The organism is Nostoc sp. C110 (assembly GCF_043099725.1).
GTDB classification, from domain to species: Bacteria; Cyanobacteriota; Cyanobacteriia; order Cyanobacteriales; family Nostocaceae; genus Nostoc; species Nostoc muscorum_A.
In genome coordinates this window covers 924,649-947,368 of record NZ_CP171148.1, presented here as the reverse complement: position 1 = coordinate 947,368, position 22,720 = coordinate 924,649, and the positions used below count along the sequence as shown (strand labels likewise).

Here is a 22,720-nt window from a genome sequence, read left to right as displayed (position 1 = left end):
GTTAGAGAGACGCGATAAATCGCCGTCTCTACAAAGAATGTACTCGTTAATTATTCTTTGACAGACTACTAACGAATAGTAACAACAGCTACCCATTGCATCGGTTAGAAGAGGATGAGACGAAGCACACTGAAAATTTATTTTTATAACTGAAAATTTTATTTTATTTATGTGTTAAGTAGCTTTCAGGATGTTATCTGTATCATCTATCATTCAGTTTAAATTATCGAATGTATCATCTATCATTCAGTCTTATTGATTATTGACCTCTGTTACTCATTGATAGGTTGAGGTTTGGGTATTAGGGCATCTCTTTTTAAGACATAACATACCACTCACTTAGTAGTTATTTATTAACGGAATTTAAGAAGTTCTGTAAGCATACTCTATCCTAGACATTGCCTGAACTTGTGCTTCAAAAATCATGAGCCATTATATGAATAGTTAGCACGTTTACGGCACTATCCAATGTCTGAAGACTTATTAAACTCCTTTCAAGAAGCATACAGCAATCTCGAACTGTTTCCGTTGATGGAACGGAACGAAATGGAAAGATTTAGAGTCGAATATGGTGATGATTTAATTGCAGACCTGAACCAATTAGTGGAAGATAGCCCTAATGGAGATGGCAAAATTGTCTTTACAGGACATCGCGGATGTGGTAAGTCTACTTTATTAGCTGAATTTAGCCGACAAATTCAAGATAAATATTTTGTAGTTCTCTTTTCTATTGCTGACAAAATTGAAATGTCGGCTGTTAATCATATTAATATACTGTTTGCGATCGCAGTTAATTTAATGACAGAGGCAGAAGCCCGCAAAGTTGATATTCCGCACTCTACTAAAGAAGCTCTTTATAAGTGGTTTGCTACCCGTACTCGCACTGAAGAATCAAATTTGCAAGCAGAAGCTAGTATAGGTTTTGACCTCCTAAAATTGATTAGCTCTAAATTAAAAGCTGATGCTAGCGTTCGGGATGAAATTAAGCAAGAATTTGAACGCAAGTTATCAGATTTGGTTGCCAGAATTAATGAAATAGCTGCTTTAATTCAAGCTGCAACTAAACAAAATGTTTTGGTAATTATTGATGATTTAGATAAGCTTGACTTAGGCAGAGTTAACGAAATTTATCGAGATAACATTAAAGCTCTTTGTCAACCCAACTTTCAAATTATTTACACTATCCCGATTGCAGTACTTAGGGAAACATTTATCAGCACAATAATTGCCACTGAAACCAACGACCAAGTTGTGGCAATGCCTGTCTTAAAAATATTTGATAAAGGTAAAAATCGCTTTCCTAATGCCCAACCTCGCCCAGAAGCAACCAAGATTCTCGGTGAAGTTTTACAAAAACGGATTCCTAGTGAATTAATCGCAGCAGAAACGGCTGAAAAAATCGTAATTTACAGTGGTGGCGTATTGCGAGAATTAATTCGGATTTCTAAGGAATGTTGCCGCATTTGTTTGCGGATGATCCGGCGAAATCCCTCAGCCCAAGTTATCATTGATGATAAAATTCTTCTGCAAGCAATTAATAAAATCCGTAATGATTTTTCCATACGCTTAGGAAAAACTGATATCGATATTTTGCAGAGTGTTTATGAGCAATTTATGCCCAACGATCCCAAACAAGCAGAGTTTTTGGATTTACTACATGGGCTGTATGTTCTAGAATATCGTACTGATGAAACTTGGTACGACGTTCATCCAATTATTATCGAAAGCTTGAAAAGACAGGGAGCAATTAATGTTGAATGAAGAATTATTTGATGAAGGAGAAAATCAAGATGCGTATGATGATTTAATTGTTTCTATTGAAGCTCAAAAGCGGGGTTTAAATTTACTGATTGCTGTTTGCGATGATGCTAGCTTTCGTGATGAGATTATTGCTCAATATGAAGCTGAACTACAACCTGCCTTCCGTGCATATCGAGTAACTTTAGCACGTCAAGAACCAAGTCTCAAAGCTGCTCTTAACCAATTGGTACAACAAGAAGAATATCTCCGTCAGCAGAACCCGGCGGTGATTACTGTCACGGGTGCTGAACAATTGTATTTTCTCCGGTTGGGAAATGAGCAATCGGAACAGGAGAAATTTTTTGGTTACTTACAGTGGACTAGGGAAGGATTGCGCGAATTTCCATTTGCGATCGTGCTTTGGGTAACTAACCAAATTTTAGTGAACCTGATAAAAAAAGCGCCTGATTTTTGGAGTTGGCGTAATGGTGTATTTCGGTTTGAATCTCAAAAGACAAATGCTATTCCTGGTAAAGAATTAGAAAATATTCGCTTTGTTTTTAGAGACACAGAATTAGCTAGTACAGATACTAATGAAACTAATCGCTTTTTCTTACCCATTCAAGATTTACAAAGGTTAATCGAGAAAATAGAACAAGAGCGGGGAACCAAAGACCCCACCTTGGCTACTTTATACTCAAGATTGGGCGATATTTACCACAGCAGATTAGATCGGGGTGAATCTCAAAATTATCAAGAAGAACAGGAATTAGCAATTAAATATTGGCGACAGGCGAGTGAGCTACAAAATGAATTAGGTTTGCAGATAGATTTAGCTAATAGCCTCAACAATTTAGCAGGAATATATCGTGCAACAGGACAGTACAGCGAAGCCGAACCCTTATATAAACAAGCTTTAGAACTGAGAAAACGCCTGCTAGGAGACAATCATCCTTCTTTTGCTACTAGCTTGAATAATTTGGCGGGACTTTACAAATCTACTGGACAATATGCTAAAGCGGAACTCCTATATCAACAAGCTTTGGAACTGAGGAAACGTCTGTGGGGAGAAAACCATGCGGATGTCGCCGTCAGTCTGAACAATTTGGCATTACTATATGATGAGCAAGGACGTTATGACGAAGCAGAACCTTTGTATCTGCAATCATTAGAACTTGAAAAACGTTTAGTTGGTGAAAATCATCTTTCTTTCGCTCTTATACTGAATAATTTAGCGCTACTTTATTATCATCAAGGACGTTACAGTGAAGCTGAACCGTTATCACAACAAGCAATAGAATTAGATAAGCGATTTTTAGGAGAAGAGAATCCTGATGTTGCAACAGATTTACACAATTTAGGATTGATATACCGCGCTCAAGGACGCTACGAGCAAGCAGAATCTTTATTTTTAGAATCCTTGGAATTGAAGCAGCGTCTATTGCAAAAGGCGCATCCACTTTTAGCAGATACTATCTATGCTCTTGGTTATATGTACAGGGAGCAAGGACGCTACAATGAAGCGGAATCTTTATGTATAAAAGCCTTAGAACTTGATAAGCACCTATTGGGAGAAAATCATCCCAATGTTGCCGAAAGTCTCAATAATTTGGCAGAAATTTATCGTGAAACTGGACGCTACGGTGAAGCAGAACCGCTTTATTTGCAAGCTTTAGATATTTGTGAGCGAGTTTGGGGTGTAAATCATCACCGTAGTGTCTCTATTCGTCAAAATCTAGAAAAACTTGCCACAGCAATGCAGAATAATGGAGAGTGCGATGTCTTGTCTACGACACGCTGCGCGAACGACAACCCCTTTGGGGAACCCATTGCATAGAGCTTTATTGCAGATTCAGATATCAGTGAATTTCATACTGCACTAGGACAATATCTAAATTACTGCCAAGCTATTGAAGAACAAGAAGTAGACAGAGCGCTTTACCTAGCAGTTCCTATTGAAACATATCAAGACTTTTTTCAACTTTCTTTTGTCCAACGCGCTCTTCATCGTTACCAAGTTAAGTTGATAGTTTACGACCCAAGATGTGAGGAAATTCGATTATGGATAAAATAGAACGCTATCGACAACTTATCAAACAAGTATTGAGCGAACATCAACAAATAGCATCTAATAGCGATACAGTAAATTCACAATTAATTCTAGACAATGAAAATGACCATTATCAACTAGCTTATGTTGGCTGGCAAGGAGATAAGCGGGTGTTTGGCCCGGTCATGCATTTTGATATTCAAAATGAGAAAATATGGATTCAGTATAATGGTACAGAAGAGTCTGTTGCTGAACGATTGGTTGAGTTAGGTGTACCCCGTTCTGATATTGTGATTGGGTTTCATTCTCCTTTTAAACGCCAATTTACTTCTTATGCTGTCGAGTGAATGTGAATATTTTCAACTCAGAGCTTCTATACTGGACGTTCGCTCATTTTGACCTTGTGAGTGAGAATTATGTCTTACAGGGCTTAAGTTCAAGCTCATAAATGGATTCAGGGATTTTCATCAATAAAAGAATCTGTTTTTGAAGCTGGTTAATAGGGGTAATGAAGACCGTAGAATCAGGGAGGAAGTAAAGAGTTAGGTGACAAAAAGCCTTAAGCATTTGTTCGGCAGAAGGACGAGGAGTTTTTCGTTTGGGATTGCCATCATAAAGACCTTGCAAAGAATCTTCAGCTTGTTGAAGTGCCTGCCTGACAACAAACTCCATAAGGGTAAAAACGCGCAAAGCAATGTTTAATAAAAACATCAAGCCAGTGATTCGGTTTTGATTCTGGAAGTAAATCGGTAAAGCAGGCAAAGAACCCCTTTTAAAGCGATGAAAACCGCGTTCAAGAAGCCATTCGTCTCGGTAATACATTACCGACTCAGATAAAGTTAGCTGTTCGGTAGGTGCATTAGTTACGTACAATCGCCAACCAGCCAAAATTTCTGCTTCAACAATTGCACTATCAATTTTCTCAATTTGGAGTTGAAGCCGTGTCGAAGTAACCTGTTGTTGTAGAGTATTTTTTGAGGGTCGTCCTCGTCTTTGATGGCGAGTTTCTGTTCGTGTTTGTTCTGTAATCGTAGTTGAGAAAAAATCAGTAACGCGATGGCGTTTGAGGATATTCTCAACCTTATAAGTAAGCACATCTAGCTCGGTTCCTGGTTTATTGGCTAATTTCTCCAAGGCAAGTTGAGCTTGATTGATGCGTTTGTTTTGACTATCAATCGCTTCTAGAGCAAGCTTGTGGGAATAAACTACCAAATAGCGTTCGTGCCAACGAACCCATTTATTTGTTTCTGGATTTAACCAAAACTTACCCAACTCAACCTCAAAACCTTTACCAACAGCAGTTTCTTGTTCTTCTTGTTGGGGTAAACGAATATCGATGATTTCTGTTGATGATTGTTTTACCCATTGTTTGAGCAATTGGGGGTTTTGTCCGCTCATTGGCAAGGGAACACAGTAAAATCCTCCATTTAATGCGATGTTGGCACGGGTTGAGATCGAACCAGCCTTACAGTCAGCGATGAAGACAAAATGTTTGTGCCCAATTACTTTTTGTATCTTTTGCCAGGTGGGAAAATATAAAGGGTCATCGGCTCCATTGCCTTCAAGAGTGGCGCTGACTAAGGGCATTCCCATCGGGTCGAGCGTTGCTAGTAACTGACGATATTGCAATAAGTCTGGGCGTTTATCTTTGGAGTAGCCATGACGCAATAGATTGTCTTCTAGATGACTTGTGTTTTCATGATTTACACTGAAGCTTGTTGTGTCTGTGCGTGCAATTTTTGTCGGTAATTCGTATGCTCTAATTATCTGCCTTCCTAATTTAATTTCTATTTCTTGTCTAGCAAGTGATTGCTTGCCTAATTCTTCTACTACCCTTCCCAATCGGTCATCACTGACATCTTTGTTTCCTATCGACCACCCCGTTGTCAATTCCAAAATCTTTCGATGTGTTTCTACCCATTCTTCGACTGCACATAACCGATGGTCTGATTGAGTGATTATATACGTTAGTAATAATACACTCAACTGCCCGTAGCTCATTCCTTGGTGGTTTCCGTGCGGCTTCTTCAGTTTTTGGTCGATATGTTTGGCTATCTCTATCTGAGCAAGCCATTTAACTATTAATGGAATATCGTCTATCCGCTCGGAGCTTATTTTTACTTCTGTCTCACTCATCGATGCACCACCACCTGACATCATCCTCTACTCAAACTACCCCCAAATCCACTCTCATCAGGAGTTGCTTCAAAAATCCTCTTAATCATTACCCCTCAAGGAATTAATTCCTTTGACTGCCTTAAAATCAGCGAACGCACAGTCTATAAGAAACCCGACTTCTTAAAAAAGTCGGGTTTCTTGGGAAAGGGGGCTTTAATTGTCATCCAAATCTACTAGTCAACACTGACGAAACCAGCTTGCTCAATTGCTCTTTGTCCCTGGTCAGTTAATAAAAGTTGGGTGTATGCATCCCCAATCTGTTGTTCCCGACCTTTATTCTGTTTAATAATCACAAACAAATTAGCAATTATGGGATAGCTGCCATTTTTGATAGCTTCAGTATTTAGCTGATTGCGCTGACGCGGACATTGCTCAGGCGACACCATCGGTTCCCGATAGGGGGGAATTAATTGACCAGCTGTCTGACCCAATGGCAAAGCCTTCACACTACATTGAGGCACTACTGAACGGGCAGAACCGTAATATACACCACCAGGGATTTTACTGAGTTGGCGCACTGCCTCTGTAGTAGAGTAGACATATTGCACATTCGAGCCAAGTGCTTGCCCCTTCAAGTCGCTGTTGCTAGGGAATATTACTGTATCTGCGTCCTCTGGTCGTTGAGATAAAGGTGTGATGGGTAGGTTTGGCCCACCTACTTGATTCCAGTTAGTAATTTTCCCCAAATAAATCTGCTGCAATTGGTCAACAGTTAAACCTGGGACATTGAGTGATGGGTTGACTACCACTGCTATTCCATCCATACCTACCTGACGTTGCTCAAGGGTGAAGCCTCGCGCTTTTGCCATAGCTTGTTCTTCATCTGTAAGGGGACGAGAAGACTGAGCAAAGTCTAGTTTCCCATCAAGTAACATCCGAATGCCTGAACTAGAACCAGGGCTAGCATTAACAGGGTCTACATAACGTAATTGTAGTTCCGGGCGATCGCTCTGAATCTGAGAATCTACTAATTGCCGAATAGATGCCCAAGCTGTACTTCCTCCGTAGTTAAATGAGGCAGTGGGGACATCTGCAACTGTCTGAAAACTGGATGCGGTATTAGAGACGGTCTTGAAACTTTGATTAGAAGAAGAGTTAACGCTGTTACGGGACAATAAATTCGGCTTTAGTAACCACCAAAGCAGCCCACCAATAACCATAAGTGTCAGCACTTTACCAATAATCAAACCTCTAAGAAAGAGGGAGATTTCGCTGTTAATTAAAGCTTTTTTTTGATTTGTATTGTCCATATTTTTAAATTTTGTTTATTATATTGATCTTACAGGAATCTCTAAGTAATTATCCTAGAATAATTTTTAGAATATTTAGATTTAAATTAAATACGTAATAGCTAGTTAATAGGTATTTTTATGATTGCTGCTAGATTATTAACTTTTTCTAATATATGGACTCATATTTGAATTTTGTGAAGCTAGACCTATCGCGCTTGCGCTGCGCGCACCACACAAATAAATCTGGCTACACCACGCTGCACGAACAGAAATTAAAGTGGAATGCTATCATGAGATTCAATTTGATTTTTAGTAGTTTTTGCAACGCTGCAATTGTTTTTACAGACTCCTTTTTTAGCTGCTGATTTGGCTATTAGGCTATTCACATTGGCATTAGTAAATCGTTGCTCAACAAATTTTTCTATAAAATTATTTAATTGAGTAGGTTGGTTTGGAGACGATGCACCTGTATTAATAAATGTATAGATTAAAATTAATACTATAAAACTAGTGGTAGCGCCAAGTCCTATTCCTAGAAGCAAAAGAAAGTTTCTATAATTTAGCAAATAAGTATCATCAGCATTTTGGTTGATGCCAGCAGATTCTGATGACTGTGGCAACATTAGAGCAGAATTAAGTGCTTGTAAAGCTTCTGCGGCAGACTGATAACGTTGGTTGTAGCGATCGCGAACCATTGTATCTAAAATATTTGCAAGAGCATCACTTACCTGTACCTGATCGCGCCAGAGAACTTCTCCAGTATTGGGATCTTCTTTTATTTGCTCAGGAATTAAACCTGTCAAAGCTTGAATGCCTATCATCCCGACTGCGTAGATATCGCTGCAAAGTTTTGGCTTTCCTTTAGCCTGTTCGCTTGGCATATAACCAGGAGTCCCAACAGCAATTGTTAAACCTGCTCCCAAAGCACCAATTTTCTTAATACTCCCAAAGTCAATTAGCACAATCTTCTGATCGGAGTGCCGCCGCATTAAATTTTGGGGCTTAATATCGCGATGAATAATGTTATTTTGGTGAACGAATGCCAGCACTTCCAGGATGTCTTTTAATAAACTTAAGACTGCACTCTCGCTCAGACGCTGACCTGATACAATTTCTTGGGTTAACGCATGACCATCAATAAATTCTTGGACTAAATAGAAATCTCCATCTTCATCAAAATGGGCAAACAGTCTAGGAATTTGATCGTGGTCGTTGCCTAGCTGGTATAAAACTTCCGCTTCTCGATCAAATAACTTTTTAGCGATGGGTAGAACAGCAGGATTGGAATCTTTTGGTTGGAAATGTTTTACCACACAATGGGGTTGTCCTGGTAAATCTAGGTCTACAGCTAAGTATGTATCACCAGAGCCTCCACTTCCTAAGTGTTTGATAATTTCAAAGCGATTACGAAGTGTTTTTCTGGGGAGAGAGTATTGATCCCTGTTACCTCTAGCACCTGTTAACAAGTAAGTATTACCAGAACCTCCGCTTTCCAGCAGTTTGACAGTCTCAAAGCGACTCCGAAGTTTTTTTCTAACTAGAGGGTTCTGGCTCATGTGGCGTATACTACTTGTTAATTTACTGACCATTCAGAGCTTGGGTGAGGTATGAATACCTGCCGCTAGATTTGTTCCTATTTGAGGAAGCTAGCTTCTCAGGCAAACCATACTTTGGAGCATTTTTATGGTTAGCTCCTTAACTTGGTTAATTTGATACCTTTACAGATATCTTAATATAAATATAAAATTTATTTTTGGAATAATTCAATAATTTTATCTCTTAAGCAAATTTAATACTAGCCTCCAGTATTTATAACAGTATATTAACTGGTTATTCAATAGGTTCCAAAAAACATCCAACTTTTCCGACTTTTCCGACCTTTTAGTTGCGTCTATAGTACAATACGCTTGGGTTAAGAGCTATTGGCAAAAATTTTGGGTTTTGAGACGCGATAAATCGCCGTCTCTACAAGTGTTTTGGTCTTATCTGAACTGTATTGGTCTATAGTAATCCACTTTGATTTTTGTTCGTGCAGTGTGGTGTAGCAATATTTACTTGCATTGGAAGGTAAGAGGCAAGAGACAATTTGAAAGAAAGCTTTTTGAATTGTACGAGGTTTTTTAAAATATCAAATATGAGTACTATATATCACTTGCAATAAGTCAGTTACATTTAAAAAAGTAATCGTATGAGTAGTTTAAGCTTGTTTTAGTATATTTTCTATAAACCTTGCTAAGTAAAAAATAAAATATTAATTAAAAAAGCCCCCAATAGGGGGCCTATTAAGTTGTTCGCGTGGAGTAAACAACTAAATAATTAATACTCACAGGAGATAGAGTAATCCGAACAAAATAATCCAAATCACGTCAACGAAGTGCCAGTAGATTTCGGCTGCTTCAATACCAAAGTGCTTTTCGTCACTATAGTGACCCGGAAGGCGCGATCGCCACAACACGGCAACAATTGCCAAAACGCCAATGGTAACGTGCAATCCGTGGAAACCAGTCAAAACATAAAATGCACTAGCAAATAAATTGGTAGTTAAACCAAATTCTAAATGGGTATATTCATATACTTGACCCACTAAGAAAGTAGCGCCCATCACGGCGGTAATTGCTAACCAGATTCGCGCACCTCGCGTATCGTTCTTTTTGATAGCAGTGTCAGCATTGTGCATGACAAAACTACTAGAAATTAGATTGATGGTGTTGACTCCAGGTAACAATAGTTCTAATTCTGGAGTACCTGCTGGCGGCCACACAGGTAAGGTAGCACGGAAAGCTAAGTAGGCTCCGAACAGACCCATAAAAATCATCCCTTCAGCAATCAGGAAGACATATAGCCCAAACAGACGATGGTCTGGATGTTCTTCGTGATGGCCAACGGACGCTTCCACCGCGTGGTGATGATTAAGTTCGGTTTTAGCTGGGTCAATGATTTGACTTTGCATGAATTTTGATGAGTGGGGAATGGGGAATGTGGAATGGGGAATGGGGAGCAGAGGAGAAGAAATTCCTAGTCCCCAGTCCCCAGTCGCAGTTTATTTGCGGTCTTCGGGATTGGCAGCAACGGCTGGATCGGGTTCTGCTCTTAATACTGAATTGGGCCCACCAGACAAGATTGGATTGGGATCGTATAAAGGTACACCTTCATTAGCCCTTTCCAAACCGTAGTCGTAGGGGCCTGTAGCCAGCACTGGGGTTTGATCAAAATTTTCGATCGCAGGTGGTGAAGTTGTCATCCATTCTAAGGTAAGTGCCCTCCAAGGATTATTAGCAGCTTTCTCACCGTACAACCAACTCCAAACCGCATTGATGATGAAGGGGAATGTCGAAATTGCCAGTATGTAAGAACCATACGTACAAATTTCGTTCAATGTGGTGAATTTGGGATCGTATTGGGCAATGCGACGATTCATGCCCATTAAACCCAGTTTGTGCATAGGTAAGAAGGTCATGTTTAGACCGACAATAGTCAAGGCAAAATGAACCTTACCCCAAAATTCGTTGATCATCCGTCCCGTCATTTTTGGGAACCAGTGGTAAATGGCGGCAAAAATCCCTAGAACGCTACCACCAAATAGCACATAGTGCAAGTGGGCTACCACAAAATAGGTGTCGTGAACGTGAATGTCAAAGGGCACTGCTGCCAACATCACGCCACTGATACCGCCGATTACAAAAGTGCCGACAAAGCCGATGGCGAACAACATCGCACTGTTAAGCTGGATTTTTCCACCCCACATGGTTGCTAACCAGCTAAATATTTTAATCCCTGTGGGTACGGCGATGATCATGGTGGTGATCATAAAGAACATCCGTAACCAACCGGGGATACCACTGGTAAACATGTGGTGCGCCCAGACGATTAGCCCCAAAAAGCTGATTGCTAGAGATGAATAAGCGATCGCTTTATAGCCAAAAATCGGCTTGCGGGAATGCACGGGGATAATTTCTGAAATTGCTCCAAAGAAGGGCAAAATCATAATGTAAACGGCTGGGTGGGAGTAAAACCAGAACATGTGCTGGTATACAACCGGGTCGCCACCGCCAGTTGGGTTAAAAAATGTTGTCCCGGCAATTAAGTCAAAGGAAAGCAGAATCAGACCGGCTGCAAGAACTGGGGTGGATACCAAAACTAGCGCCGAAGTTGCAAACATTGCCCAGCAAAACAAGGGCATTTTGTGTATGTCCATGCTGGGGATACGCATCTTCAGCAATGTGACGAGGAAATTTATCGACCCCAAAATTGAGGACGTACCCAGCAGCAGGACACTCATAATCCAAATGCCCTCACCCACTTGTCCTGTTACCAAACTCAGGGGAGGGTAGGAAGTCCAACCCGCATCGGGTGCATCGCCCACCACTAAACTGGCGATTAGCAAAATCCCCGCAGGGGGAATCATCCAAAAGGCAACAGCATTCAGCCGAGGAAATGCCATATCTTTTGCCCCAATCATCAGGGGAATTAGATAGTTAGCAAACCCTGCCCCGGCTGGCACGATCCACAAGAAAATCATGATCGTGGCGTGCAGCGTGAATAGACTATTGTAGACTTCTGGGGTGACAAAATCTACCTCTGGAGTTCGCAGCTCTGTGCGAACCAAGTCAGCCATTACGCCGCCAATGCAGTAGAAAATAAATGAAGTGACTAGGTATTGAATCCCAATCACCTTATGGTCGGTTTGAAAGCCAAAGAAGTCTTGCCATTTTCTGATCCCTGGTTCCTCAAGAAGGGCAGGGATATTGGCAGTTTCTTGCAACTGAGCTTGTGTCATAGTCATTAGTCATTAGTCATTAGTCATTGGTCATTAGTCACTGGATTTTGACTAAATAACATATTGACTAATGGTGAACTTGATGAAGGATTTCTGGCTTAATTCCCATGTCCTTGGTGTAAGGAGCAAGAAAATCATTTGGGGATAAATTCGCTGGGTTAACAGCAACGGCTTGATTTAGTGTTTCTTTGCTGGCAACTAGCTGTTCTTGCATCCATTTGGCAAATGCTTCTTCTGACTCAACAACTACTGGCGCTCTCATTGCACCGTGGTAGGGGCCACAAAGTTCGGCACAGATTAGGACATAATCTCCTGCTGTTTTGGGGGTAAAGCGAATCTCGCTTTGTCTACCAGGGATCGCATCTTGTTTCAGGCGGAACTCTGGCACCCAGAAAGCATGGATGACATCGTTGGCTGTCATATTGATTTCCACTTCTCGCCCGATGGGAACGTGCATTTCACCTGTAGTTATACCAGTTTCAGGATAGGTGAAAATCCAGGCATATTGTAGACCTGTGACGTTGACCTGTAATTGTGCTGGTTTGCCTGCTTTATCAGGACTTCCCCCAATTGTTGGAGCAACACTACCGACACCTGGGGCATTCCGCAGTTGGGGAATTTGGTCAGCATTGCGGACTTCTGCGGTAGCTGGGTCTTGCATTGCCTCATCAGATTTTTCTTGATTGAGGTTAGGTTCGGTGCTGGGAGGAGTATCGCTTAAAGTTGCGGCCATCGCACTTCCAGGCATTGCCATAGACTCCTGATTCATCGGCGCTTGATGGATAGCATGGGGATCAAAGCCACCGATTTCGTTGTAGACATCAAAGCTGTAAACAGAAATACCGATAACGATAATTGCTGGGATCGCCGTCCAGAGAATTTCTAGAGGTATATTGCCCTCAACTGGTGGGCCGTCTTCATTGTCACCTGCACGCCGACGGTATTTAAATGCGGAGTAAATCAAAATACCTTCAACTAACAGGAATATACCTGTAGAAACGATCATCATCGCGTTAAACAGACCATCCACCAAGACGGCTTCATCCGTGGCTGCTGCTGGCAACAGACCGTGATTTTGACCGTACCAAAGGCTGGCTAGCGTTAGCACGATGCCAATGAGTAATGTCCAGATTGAACTTGGAATCTTCACGGCTTACTTAATTGAATTTACTACGTTATCTTAAAGCTGCCCACTTACTAAGGTAGTCTAGGCTGGAAGGCATAGAGTCCAAAGGTCTGAAATTTTTATTAATTTTTTTAACTATTTTACTAATATTGGGTACAAGGTGACTATCAGGAGGCGGGAGGCAGGAGGCAGGGGGCAGGAGGTAGAGGGGAGGAGTAACCCAGATGCATTTAAAAGCATGGGTATTGAACCACTGGGTTTTATACTCAAAACTGAAGTTTCCATTCATTTTCATTCATAATTATTTCCTTCTGCCTCCTGCCCCCTAACTTCTGCCTTCTCCTAAAATCAGTGGGAAAATTTAAGGAAAAATTTAGAATGTTTAAATTAATTGTGATTAATCAATTTTTCACATCTTGAAAAATACCTAAAGCTTCAGACAGAACCTTCCTAGAGTGATTCAAAGTATAAGTGAGTGCTAATCTATAAACCCTTAGCCTATACGCTAGGGTGAAGATGGGACACTAAAAGAAAATTGAAAATTTTAAGAGAGCCACCAAGAGCGGGCAGAAGGTATCATTCATGAGCGAATTTGTCCTACAACAACAAAATGAAGCGGCAGTTGAGCAGCAAAAGCCCAAGGAAATGATTCGGCGCTTGGTGTGGAAAATGTGCATAGCCACCTTAATTTTGATGGCAATAGGCAGTGCCACCCGCGTGATGAATGCTGGACTTGCTTGCCCAGACTGGCCCTTATGCTATGGCGAACTTGTGCCAGCCAAGCAAATGAATCTCCAGGTGTTCCTAGAGTGGTTTCACAGATTGGATGCAGCTTTAATTGGTTTAAGCGCGATCGCACTTTTTGGTTTGTCCTGGTGGCATCGTCGTTTCTTACCCAGATGGCTGCCTTGGGCATCCACATTCGCCCTATTTTTAATCGTCTTCCAAGGCATCTTGGGAGGACTCACCGTTACCGAACTGTTGCGGTTTGATATTGTTACTGCTCATTTAGGAACGGCGCTGTTATTTTTTTGCACCCTCTTGATTATCGGCACGGCACTCACTCCCTATCAGGGGACTGGAACCGTTGGTAAGTTGCCTTGGGTAGGTTTAACTGCTGCTATTCTGGTTTACCTGCAAAGTCTCTTGGGTGCTTTGGTAGGCTCTCGCTGGGCGCTACACCAATGCTTCGGTGGTTCTCAACTTTGTACTGTAATGTACAGCCATATTGCTGGTTTGGTTCCGCCAACAGTGACAACCTTGGCAATGGTATTTATCTGTTGGCGTACACCAGCACTACATCCAGCCTTGCGGCGACTGGCAAATATAGCTGGTGGTTTGTTGACCTTACAAATTTTGTTGGGATTCGCCACTTTCAAATTACATCTCCAAGTCGAGCCTCTCACCGTCTCCCACCAAGCTATAGGAGCAGCTTTGTTAGGTACTTTGGTGGCTTTCACAGTTCTCGCACAGCGTGACTCAGTTAGTGCTGAGTCACGTTAGCGGTAGCGGGGCGTTTAGCCCGTGCTGAGTGCTGAGTAAGAAATGGGGAAGATGAGGAAGACGAGGGAGCAGAGAAAGAATTTCTAACTCTTAACTCCTAACTCAGCACTCCTAACTCAGCACTCAGCACTAATAATGCGACCTACCCAGGGACAGAAAATCTGTGTTTTTATTTGCCTGAAAGAGCCAGCTTGAGCGTGGGCTGCATATAAGTTGTTGAAAAATAAGGAACCAGAGCCAAAATGATTGAGACTAATGTCTCTCGCCACCACGAAACATTTTTCCAGGTAGTTCAAAGTTATTACCAGCTAACAAAGCCTCGGATTATTCCGTTGCTTTTGATTACGACGGCTGGGAGTATGTGGATTGCTGCTAAGGGAGAAGTAGACCCATTGCTGTTGCTAGTAACTCTCACTGGTGGCACTTTAGCTGCTGCAAGCGCTCAGACGATTAACTGTATCTACGATCGCGATATTGATTATGACATGGAGCGGACGCGTCATCGTCCGATGCCTTCCGGTAAGGTGCAGCCACGCGATGCTCTAATTTTTGCGATCGCACTTGCAACACTTTCCTTTACACTCCTAGCAGTATTTGCCAACCTGTTAGCCGCGCTGCTAGCCTTCTCTGGCATCGTCTTTTATATTTTGGTCTATACCCACTGGCTGAAACGCCACACCCCTCAGAATATCGTTGTTGGTGGTGCGGCTGGGGCAATTCCGGCTTTAGTGGGTTGGGCTGCTGTCACGGGGACATTAAGCTGGTCAGCATGGCTGATTTTTGCCATCGTCTTTTTATGGACACCACCCCATTTCTGGGCGCTAGCTCTGATGATTAAAGATGACTACGCAAAAGTTGGGATACCAATGTTACCTGTGATTGAAGGTACTACGGCAACTGTAAAGCAGATTTGGTATTACACGCTGGTGACAGTATTTGCAACCGTGTTGTTGTTTTATCCTTTGGGCGCAAGTGGAATTCTTTATGCTGCGATCGCTGTAATTCTGGGAGGATTATTTATCCACAAATCTTGGCGTTTGTTGCAAAATCCAGAGGATCGCGCTGTAGCTAAAGAGTTGTTTCTCTTTTCGATCTCCTACATGATGCTTTTGTGTCTGGGAATGGTAGTTGATAGTCTTCCCGTTACCCATAATCTAATTAATGCAGCGATTAATCAGTTGCATTTTATAGCTTAGGGGATGCAAAGTTTAGCGATCGCGTTTGGTAAAGGGGCGCGATCGCATTTTCAGAAATTAAAAAATATACATAATAATTAGAGTTTGGCGGATTTGCGATTTCTACGATGGGCTACGCCTACGCGAGTAAAGTTTCAATCATAAGTGAATTTATTAAACATTAATTACACTTACCTATTTATCATTTTACAATTTACAAGCCCTAATACGAGAGAAAAAATCCTCCCAAGCGCCTGAATAACCAAATATCAACTTTCTTCCCTCTCCACCTGAAAAAGTAGGAAATGCTCCTTCTGGTGCATCAATACTAAAAGTAAGTTCAGAATATTCTTTCCAGCGATTATTGACACGCCAACCTAAGCGATCGCCTACTTTAATCCAATCACGGTCTAATTTTAACCAAATTTGTCTTTGAACACTAAAACCAAAACGCCCGTTGCTATACTTTAGCCAAAGTTCATTAATCTTACTGATATCTTGGCAGGGAAATCTATTGATACTTTCTGAGTCAAGCCAGCCATTTTGTTCTTGACAAGAAATTTTTAACATCAGTGTACCAGTTACTCGATCAGCATCTTTCCACTTACCTGCTTCTAGCAAACTACTCAACATCTGTTCATGATCTATTCGTATAAGGTAAAAATCATCTGAGCGTTCTGAAGTATCTCGTTTGCCCAAAATTGCGTTACCATTAGGAGAAATTTTCCCCTTACTTACTCCATTTGGCCATTTCCACCACCAATGCTCTGAGTAAACGTTATTTTCTTGAATAATTATCTCACTCGTTTTGGAATTCATTTCTCCAGTGATTTTAAGGCGATAAGTCCAGCCTAAATTTACATCTCTAACATTCAAATTTCCATCAAATGAGTTACCATTTTGGCTAGTGATACAGAGAGTGATAAATATAGGATTTTTAGTTTGAGACTTACCGCACCAACTACCAATCATTGAAAAATACGAAATTTCTAGTTCTAGAGGTGGTATAAGTTGGGATTCATTGCAATAATCTGTAAATACGTCATTAACATATTGATAACGATCTTTAATATAATTCTGAATTAACTTATCTAAAACTTTTTCTAATTGAGAACTGACAGTTATACTTTGTGGCAACCTTTCTTTCCAAAGCCAACGACTATTCAGTGCATCATAAAGATTATCGGAACCATGTTCACAAGGAAAACACTGAGTCATTAGTCGAATACAAGTTATGCCCAAACTATAAAGGTCACTTGCAGGGAAAACTTGACCACGCATTTGCTCTAATGGTGTATATCCAGGCGTTCCTACTGTTGTGCCAATACCTACAAAAGTTTTTGTAATTTGTTTAGAAACACCAAAATCAATTAATATTAACTTGCCATCCAGACGGCGCATGATATTTTCTGGTTTGATGTCTCGATGAATTACACCGCGTTCATGGATAAACTTCAAGATAGGTAATAAATCAGTTAAAAGCTGTTTGATCTTTTCTTCACTAAAGGCTCCCTGCTGTTGCAATTCTTGTAGTAAATTCTGCCCCTGAATCAACTCTTGCACCAAATAAAGCCGCTTATCCTGTTCAAAATAAGCAATCAAACGGGGAATTTGTGGGTGTTCTCCCAAGTCATAGAGACGCTTCGCCTCTTGCTTAAATAACTCCGTTGCTTTCTCAAGTGCAGCTGTTCCTTGAACTTGCGGGACAAATTGCTTAATTACGCAAGGTTCGTCTATCTTATCTGCATCCCTAGCTTCATAAGTTTTGCTAAATCCACCCTCACCCAAAAGTCGTATTACTCTGAAACGGTTTCTAAATAATGGTGTGAGTGTTTGTCCACACTTAATACAAAACTTATTGTCATCAGGGTTAAAAGGATTTGAACAACTGGAATTAGAACAGTAAAGCATATTTGGGAATAAGCAGATGGTGTCTATTAAGTTTTCCCATTTTCTGCTGACTGGGTTTCACGAGACTTAATATTTTTGAGCAGATTTACTTCTAGTGGCATCTACAATCTCAAATCACTTTTGCTAGCGTAGTAATATAGGATTTATTGCTCTCCAGTAAGCGGCTGGAGGCAAAAGGATTAATATGGCACATTTAAATCAGCGTCGCTCCCAAAATGTCAACGGCGATTTTTATGTAGATACTACCTGTATTGATTGTGATACCTGTCGCTGGATGACTCCTGAAGTGTTTTCTCGTGTTGATGAACAGTCGGCAGTTTATCATCAACCAACGAATGATACAGAAAGATTAGCAGCACTTGAAGCACTTTTAGCTTGTCCTACTAGTTCTATTGGGACTGTTGAAAAACCAAAAGATATCAAAGTTGCTCAACAAAAGTTTCCAATATTAGTGGCGGAAAATATTTACCACTGCGGCTATCATTCTGAAAAATCTTACGGTGCTGCTAGCTATTTAATTCAACTTCCAGAAGGTAATATTTTGGTGGATTCTCCCCGGTTTACGCCGCCTTTAGTCAAGCGTTTAGAAGAACTGGGGCCGATTCGTTATATGTACCTAACTCATAAAGATGATGTGGCAGATCATCAAAAGTTTGCGGAGCATTTTCAGTGCGATCGCATCCTTCATGCTGATGATATTACTACGGATACTCGCAATGTAGAAATACAGCTAACTGGTTCTGAAGCATTTACCTTGACTCCAGATTTATTAATTATCCCTGTTCCCGGTCACACCAAAGGACAAACAGTCCTACTCTACAAAAATAAGTTCCTGTTCACTGGCGACCATCTCGCCTGGTCAGAAAGCCTGCATCAATTGGCTGCATTCCACGATTTCTGCTGGTATTCTTGGTCAGAACAGACTAAATCAATGCGGAATTTGGCTAATTACTCTTTTGAATGGGTACTACCAGGTCATGGGCGAAGGTTTCATGCCGATAGGGAAACCATGCGCCAGCAGATGCACAAGTGTATTGAGTTCATGGAATCTTTGGATTGACATTACAGCTACACGCGGTAGGGGCGCAAGACCTTGCGCCCCTACTGATATGTATACAAAAGTTTTCTAAAGCTGCCCCACATCTTGACTTGTAATGCCAATGCATTGGCTTGCAATGTTAATGCATCGGCTTGCAATGCTAATGCATCGACTTGCAATGCTAAGGGACTTCCAAGAAATAAATTATCCAAATAAACGAACCACAGAGACGCAGAGAACACAGAGAGAAGATAAATAGAGAGAATTTTTGCGTCAGTTTTGGGATATTTTTTATTTGGAAGTTCTTAATACATCGACTTGCAATACTAATGCAACACTAAAGCTTTGTAGAACAGAGATTTACACAGAGGTCAGACTCTATTGCATAGAAACAAGAAGCGCTATAACCTGGGTTTTAGAACCCTTTTAAGCAAACACGGATTATGAAAAAGCTGATCAACAAGCCGGAAGACTTTGTGCGCGAAAGTCTAGAAGGTATGGCGGCGGCTCATTCCGATTTAATTAAAGTAAACTATGAACCCACTTTTGTTTATCGAGCCGATGCACCTATACAAGGTAAAGTAGCAATTATTTCAGGTGGTGGCAGTGGACATGAACCAATGCACGCTGGCTTTGTGGGCAAAGGAATGCTTGATGCAGCTTGTCCTGGTGAAGTTTTCACTTCACCGACTCCAGACCAAATGCTAGAAGCAGCAAAGCTTGTAGATGGAGGCTCTGGTATCCTTTACATCGTCAAAAATTACAGTGGCGATGTCATGAACTTTGAAATGGCAACGGAGTTAGCTCGTAGTGAAGGCATTCGATCGCTAAATATTTTGATCGATGACGATGTAGCAGTGAAAGATAGCCTCTATACCCAAGGACGGCGGGGTGTAGGAACAACAATACTGGCGGAAAAAATTTGTGGTGCGGCGGCTGAGGCTGGGTATGATTTGCCACAAATAGCAAATTTATGTCGCCGAGTTAATCTGAATGGGCGGAGTATGGGAATTGCTTTAACGTCTTGTACAGTGCCAGCTAATGGAACACCGACATTTGAATTGAGCGATCGCGAAATCGAATTAGGTATCGGTATCCACGGTGAGCCAGGAATAGAACGTACAGCCATCAAAGCAGCAGATGAGATTACCGAAGTTTTGACGCGATCGCTCCTTGAAGATGCAGCATACAGCCGCACACTGCGCGAGTGGGATGAAAACAAAGGAGAATGGCTAGATGTAGAACTAACAAATCTCCCATTTGCCAAAGGCGATCGCTTATTAGCTTTCGTCAATAGTATGGGTGGAACTCCGGTTTCCGAACTATATATTGTTTACCGCAAACTCGCCCAAATCTGCGAACAGCAAGGATTGCAAATTGTGCGAAACTTAATCGGCCCTTACATCACATCTCTAGAAATGCAAGGTTGCTCCATTACCTTGCTGAAATTAGATGATGAGATGATCCGATTATGGGATGCACCAGTCAAAACACCAAGTTGGCACTGGGGAATTTCATAATTACGTTAGCGAGTATTCGAGCGTTATTACAAATTACGAATTATGTTGAGCCAGGCGCAGATATTACAATGGTTGCAGGCTTATGCAACCGAGATAGAGCAGAATAAAGCATATTTGACAGAATTAGATGCTGCGATCGGAGATGCTGACCACGGTATCAATATGGATCGCGGTTTTAAAAAGGTAAGTACTCAGTTACTAACTCTTAGAGACAAGGACATCAGCAACATTCTCAAAGCTGTGAGTATGACCTTGATTTCTTCCATTGGCGGTGCTAGTGGCCCTCTTTATGGAACCTGGTTTTTACGAGCTAGTACAGCAGTAGTAGATAAGCAAGAATTAACAGAACAAGATGTGTTAAGGCTATTCCAGGCAGGCTTAGACGGCGTGCTGCAACGTGGCAAAGCGCAACTAGGAGACAAAACAATGGTGGATGTGCTATCTCCGGCTGTAGTCGCTTTTGGGCAAGCTGTAGGAGAAAGTAAGGGAACGCTGGAAGCGATGCAACAGGCTGTAGCAACAGCCCAAAAGGGGTTACAAGAAACTATACCTATGCAGGCCAAAAAGGGACGGGCTAGCTATCTGGGGGAAAGAAGTATCGGACATCAAGATCCAGGAGGGACTTCTGCTTATTTAATGTTGAAAAGTTTGTTAGAGGTATTGGAAAGTGGCCAAACAACTGACCATTGAAAATTAACAATTGGCGCAATAACTATTGCCAGAAATCAGTGACATCGTATCCCAGTTCCGCTAATATGTGCCGGAGCAGGGGTAAACTGAGTCCTATTACATTGCTGTGACAGCCTTCAATTTTTTCAACAAAGAAACTACCAAAACCTTCAATGGCAAAGGCTCCAGCACACTTGAGTGGTTCACCTGTGGCAATGTATGCTTCAATGGCGCGATCGCTCATTTGAGCAAAGTAAACTCTTGTAACTTGAGACTTGACTATAGTGCGGTTTTGCTCAAGGTCAATTAAGGCGTGGCCTGTATACAAGTCGCCAAAGCTACCTTGCATTATCTGCCAACGGGCGATCGCTTCAGAAGTGTCTGCTGGTTTGCCGTAAATTTCACCATTCATGGACAAAACTGAATCACAACCCATAATCAAAGCTGATTCAAACTGCGGGGCTACAGTTTCCGCCTTATATTGGGCAAGAGTTTTGACCAATTCTGCTGGTTCACTTAATTGGATTTGCGACTCGTCAAAGTCACTAGCTCGAACTATCGGTTCAATACCAACAGTTTGCAGCAAGCGGCGACGAGCCGGGGAAGCTGAGGCAAGTACAAAGGGTGGAATTTTCATGAGATTTATAAAAAACTTGTTAATTGGGTATGGGATATGGGGCATTGCCTGAATTTCTCAAGTATTGTGTGGGGGGAGTGTGGGAGGTGTGGGAGGTGTGGGAGGCAATGCCAGCGTTCATTGATGTGCAGTTATTCAATTCCTCCTCTTTCTCCCCACACTCCCCACACCCCCCACACTCACGCTCATTTCTCACTTGTGAGAAATCCAGGATTGGTGATTAAATTTCTTCTCTATCCCCCATTCCCCATTCCCTATTTCCCAATTAATAGACAGTAAATGAATTTACAACCTCATCAATCATTCCTTTAACTCTTTGCCAGCGTTTTTCAGGAATTGAGGCGTTGAGGGTAAAAAGTTTGCCACGGCTAACAGCGACGCTGGCGATGTTGTGCCGTTGCTGTTTATTGGGAAGTTTAACCTCATACTCTAAAAGGTAGTAGGTTTTACCGTCTACTTCTCGCTCTGCGGCATTGACTAATTCAGCCGAACGACCAGAGTCAGGAGGTGCAAGAGCAGCTTTTCCCAACTTATATCCTACTTCTGTTGGGGTTCCCAATTCTGATAAAGTTTTGCCTTCTGGAACTGGGCTAATCACAACCGAAACGTTTTCAGACACCTCAATTAAATCGTGGAAAACCACATCTGGCCCGTTGGCAACTTTAACTTGTAGCCACCCGTTAGGATATAAAAACTGATAGCCATCACTAGTGTCTACAAAGCTTTTGAGTCCAGCCGCAGCCGCTATATCAGAATTACTCAGGCTGAAACTCAACACCAATAGCAAAATTAATACAATTCTTTTCCACATTTATACGAGTTCCTTTGGGCTGGGGACAACACCAGGCTTGCATCATTTCTCGTTTTTATTCTCCCACCAAGCGGGACGCTTCGGATGACGCGTTTCGGGGTTGCTTAAGCGATCGCCTGTTTTTGGAAAGACTGTTTCTTTACATATCCCTTATTTCATCAAATACCAGAATAGTAAGTTATTACGCTGTCTTAAACTAACTAAAAGTGAGCGTAAATCTTTGACAACTTTTACTAAATCTAAGTAAGTTGGCACAATAAAACCAAACTATGTAAAGAGAAATGAACTAGGCTAAAAGCCTTATACCTATTGCCTATTGCCTGTTGTATATTGCCTTATATCAACGACAATT

The 22,720-nt window shown here is 41.5% G+C and carries 18 protein-coding genes; 9 read left to right on the top strand and 9 right to left on the bottom strand.

Features of this window, described 5'->3' with window-relative positions; all coding sequences use genetic code 11:
- Positions 1 to 468 precede the first annotated feature (468 nt).
- From ACFFRD_RS09770 to ACFFRD_RS09755, 4 genes are read left to right on the top strand one after another with little or no spacing between them, the layout of a single operon-like run.
- On the top strand, positions 469 to 1,761 hold the full coding sequence (locus ACFFRD_RS09770; protein ID WP_392481310.1) for an ATP-binding protein: 1,293 nt from the start codon (positions 469 to 471) through the stop codon (positions 1,759 to 1,761).
- Complete coding sequence (locus ACFFRD_RS09765; protein ID WP_392481309.1) at positions 1,751 to 3,577, top strand: tetratricopeptide repeat protein; 1,827 nt, start codon at positions 1,751 to 1,753, stop codon at positions 3,575 to 3,577. The genes ACFFRD_RS09770 and ACFFRD_RS09765 overlap by 11 nt, the downstream gene beginning before the upstream one ends.
- 6 nt (positions 3,578 to 3,583) lie before the next feature.
- The gene (locus tag ACFFRD_RS09760; protein ID WP_114080499.1) at positions 3,584 to 3,814 is read left to right on the top strand and encodes an element excision factor XisH family protein; all 231 of its coding nucleotides are present in this window, start codon (positions 3,584 to 3,586) and stop codon (positions 3,812 to 3,814) included.
- The gene (locus tag ACFFRD_RS09755) at positions 3,802 to 4,137 is read left to right on the top strand and encodes a XisI protein (RefSeq protein WP_163928493.1); all 336 of its coding nucleotides are present in this window, start codon (positions 3,802 to 3,804) and stop codon (positions 4,135 to 4,137) included. Before ACFFRD_RS09760 ends, ACFFRD_RS09755 begins: the two co-directional genes overlap by 13 nt.
- Before the next feature lie 67 nt (positions 4,138 to 4,204).
- On the opposite strand, the gene ACFFRD_RS09750 is transcribed toward ACFFRD_RS09755, so the two are convergent.
- The 6 genes from ACFFRD_RS09750 to ACFFRD_RS09725 form a co-directional block, all read right to left on the bottom strand.
- Positions 4,205 to 5,950 (bottom strand): IS1634 family transposase, encoded by a 1,746-nt coding sequence (locus ACFFRD_RS09750; protein ID WP_392481308.1) that lies wholly within the window; start codon positions 5,948 to 5,950, stop codon positions 4,205 to 4,207.
- A gap of 191 nt (positions 5,951 to 6,141) precedes the next feature.
- Positions 6,142 to 7,218 (bottom strand): PstS family phosphate ABC transporter substrate-binding protein, encoded by a 1,077-nt coding sequence (locus ACFFRD_RS09745; protein ID WP_392481307.1) that lies wholly within the window; start codon positions 7,216 to 7,218, stop codon positions 6,142 to 6,144.
- 254 nt (positions 7,219 to 7,472) lie between these two features.
- Positions 7,473 to 8,756, bottom strand: coding sequence for a protein kinase (locus tag ACFFRD_RS09740; RefSeq protein ID WP_392481306.1), 1,284 nt, complete (start codon positions 8,754 to 8,756; stop codon positions 7,473 to 7,475).
- Positions 8,757 to 9,523: 767 nt separating this feature from the next.
- A complete protein-coding gene (locus ACFFRD_RS09735; RefSeq protein WP_114080407.1) occupies positions 9,524 to 10,150 on the bottom strand; it encodes a heme-copper oxidase subunit III in 627 nt (208 codons plus the stop codon).
- Between the two features lie 90 nt (positions 10,151 to 10,240).
- Positions 10,241 to 11,977 carry a cytochrome c oxidase subunit I gene (gene ctaD / locus ACFFRD_RS09730; RefSeq protein ID WP_392483040.1) on the bottom strand — a complete coding sequence of 579 codons (1,737 nt, stop codon included), beginning with the start codon at positions 11,975 to 11,977 and terminating at the stop codon, positions 10,241 to 10,243.
- 67 nt (positions 11,978 to 12,044) lie between these two features.
- A complete protein-coding gene (locus tag ACFFRD_RS09725) occupies positions 12,045 to 13,127 on the bottom strand; it encodes a cytochrome c oxidase subunit II (protein ID WP_392481305.1) in 1,083 nt (360 codons plus the stop codon).
- A gap of 558 nt (positions 13,128 to 13,685) precedes the next feature.
- Here ACFFRD_RS09725 and ACFFRD_RS09720 point away from each other — a divergent pair.
- Complete coding sequence (locus ACFFRD_RS09720) at positions 13,686 to 14,606, top strand: heme A synthase (RefSeq protein ID WP_114080410.1); 921 nt, start codon at positions 13,686 to 13,688, stop codon at positions 14,604 to 14,606.
- Positions 14,607 to 14,848: 242 nt separating this feature from the next.
- On the top strand, positions 14,849 to 15,802 hold the full coding sequence (locus tag ACFFRD_RS09715; RefSeq protein ID WP_392481304.1) for a heme o synthase: 954 nt from the start codon (positions 14,849 to 14,851) through the stop codon (positions 15,800 to 15,802).
- A 186-nt stretch (positions 15,803 to 15,988) separates the two neighbouring features.
- Here ACFFRD_RS09715 and ACFFRD_RS09710 read toward each other — a convergent pair whose 3' ends face one another.
- The gene (locus tag ACFFRD_RS09710) at positions 15,989 to 17,692 is read right to left on the bottom strand and encodes a GUN4 domain-containing protein (protein ID WP_392481303.1); all 1,704 of its coding nucleotides are present in this window, start codon (positions 17,690 to 17,692) and stop codon (positions 15,989 to 15,991) included.
- 184 nt (positions 17,693 to 17,876) lie between these two features.
- On the opposite strand from ACFFRD_RS09710, the gene ACFFRD_RS09705 reads away from it, so the two are divergent.
- The 3 genes from ACFFRD_RS09705 (at position 17,877) to dhaL (ending at position 20,941) form a co-directional block, all read left to right on the top strand.
- Positions 17,877 to 18,752, top strand: a complete 876-nt coding sequence (locus ACFFRD_RS09705; protein WP_392481302.1) for an MBL fold metallo-hydrolase — start codon at positions 17,877 to 17,879, stop codon at positions 18,750 to 18,752.
- A 422-nt stretch (positions 18,753 to 19,174) separates the two neighbouring features.
- Positions 19,175 to 20,251 (top strand): dihydroxyacetone kinase subunit DhaK, encoded by a 1,077-nt coding sequence (gene dhaK, locus ACFFRD_RS09700; RefSeq protein ID WP_392481301.1) that lies wholly within the window; start codon positions 19,175 to 19,177, stop codon positions 20,249 to 20,251.
- Between the two features lie 42 nt (positions 20,252 to 20,293).
- Positions 20,294 to 20,941, top strand: a complete 648-nt coding sequence (gene dhaL, locus ACFFRD_RS09695; RefSeq protein ID WP_392481300.1) for a dihydroxyacetone kinase subunit DhaL — start codon at positions 20,294 to 20,296, stop codon at positions 20,939 to 20,941.
- 22 nt (positions 20,942 to 20,963) lie between these two features.
- Here the strand turns inward: dhaL and ACFFRD_RS09690 are convergent, their stop codons facing one another.
- Complete coding sequence (locus tag ACFFRD_RS09690) at positions 20,964 to 21,557, bottom strand: Maf family protein (RefSeq protein ID WP_392481299.1); 594 nt, start codon at positions 21,555 to 21,557, stop codon at positions 20,964 to 20,966.
- A gap of 265 nt (positions 21,558 to 21,822) precedes the next feature.
- Complete coding sequence (gene psbP / locus ACFFRD_RS09685; protein ID WP_392481298.1) at positions 21,823 to 22,368, bottom strand: photosystem II reaction center PsbP; 546 nt, start codon at positions 22,366 to 22,368, stop codon at positions 21,823 to 21,825.
- Positions 22,369 to 22,720 lie beyond the last annotated feature (352 nt).

What these genes read in the sequence shown, in the direction of transcription:
- ACFFRD_RS09770 (WP_392481310.1), top strand. Translation starts at nt 469, where the DNA reads ATGTCTGAAGACTTATTAAACTCCTTTCAAGAAGCATACAGCAATCTC.
- ACFFRD_RS09765 (WP_392481309.1), top strand. Translation starts at nt 1,751, where the DNA reads ATGTTGAATGAAGAATTATTTGATGAAGGAGAAAATCAAGATGCGTAT.
- ACFFRD_RS09755 (WP_163928493.1), top strand. Translation starts at nt 3,802, where the DNA reads ATGGATAAAATAGAACGCTATCGACAACTTATCAAACAAGTATTGAGC.
- ACFFRD_RS09750 (WP_392481308.1), bottom strand. Translation starts at nt 5,950, where the DNA reads ATGATGTCAGGTGGTGGTGCATCGATGAGTGAGACAGAAGTAAAAATA.
- ACFFRD_RS09745 (WP_392481307.1), bottom strand. Translation starts at nt 7,218, where the DNA reads ATGGACAATACAAATCAAAAAAAAGCTTTAATTAACAGCGAAATCTCC.
- ACFFRD_RS09740 (WP_392481306.1), bottom strand. Translation starts at nt 8,756, where the DNA reads ATGAGCCAGAACCCTCTAGTTAGAAAAAAACTTCGGAGTCGCTTTGAG.
- ACFFRD_RS09735 (WP_114080407.1), bottom strand. Translation starts at nt 10,150, where the DNA reads ATGCAAAGTCAAATCATTGACCCAGCTAAAACCGAACTTAATCATCAC.
- ctaD (WP_392483040.1), bottom strand. Translation starts at nt 11,977, where the DNA reads ATGACACAAGCTCAGTTGCAAGAAACTGCCAATATCCCTGCCCTTCTT.
- ACFFRD_RS09720 (WP_114080410.1), top strand. Translation starts at nt 13,686, where the DNA reads ATGAGCGAATTTGTCCTACAACAACAAAATGAAGCGGCAGTTGAGCAG.
- ACFFRD_RS09715 (WP_392481304.1), top strand. Translation starts at nt 14,849, where the DNA reads ATGATTGAGACTAATGTCTCTCGCCACCACGAAACATTTTTCCAGGTA.
- ACFFRD_RS09710 (WP_392481303.1), bottom strand. Translation starts at nt 17,692, where the DNA reads ATGCTTTACTGTTCTAATTCCAGTTGTTCAAATCCTTTTAACCCTGAT.
- ACFFRD_RS09705 (WP_392481302.1), top strand. Translation starts at nt 17,877, where the DNA reads ATGGCACATTTAAATCAGCGTCGCTCCCAAAATGTCAACGGCGATTTT.
- dhaK (WP_392481301.1), top strand. Translation starts at nt 19,175, where the DNA reads ATGAAAAAGCTGATCAACAAGCCGGAAGACTTTGTGCGCGAAAGTCTA.
- dhaL (WP_392481300.1), top strand. Translation starts at nt 20,294, where the DNA reads ATGTTGAGCCAGGCGCAGATATTACAATGGTTGCAGGCTTATGCAACC.
- ACFFRD_RS09690 (WP_392481299.1), bottom strand. Translation starts at nt 21,557, where the DNA reads ATGAAAATTCCACCCTTTGTACTTGCCTCAGCTTCCCCGGCTCGTCGC.
- psbP (WP_392481298.1), bottom strand. Translation starts at nt 22,368, where the DNA reads ATGTGGAAAAGAATTGTATTAATTTTGCTATTGGTGTTGAGTTTCAGC.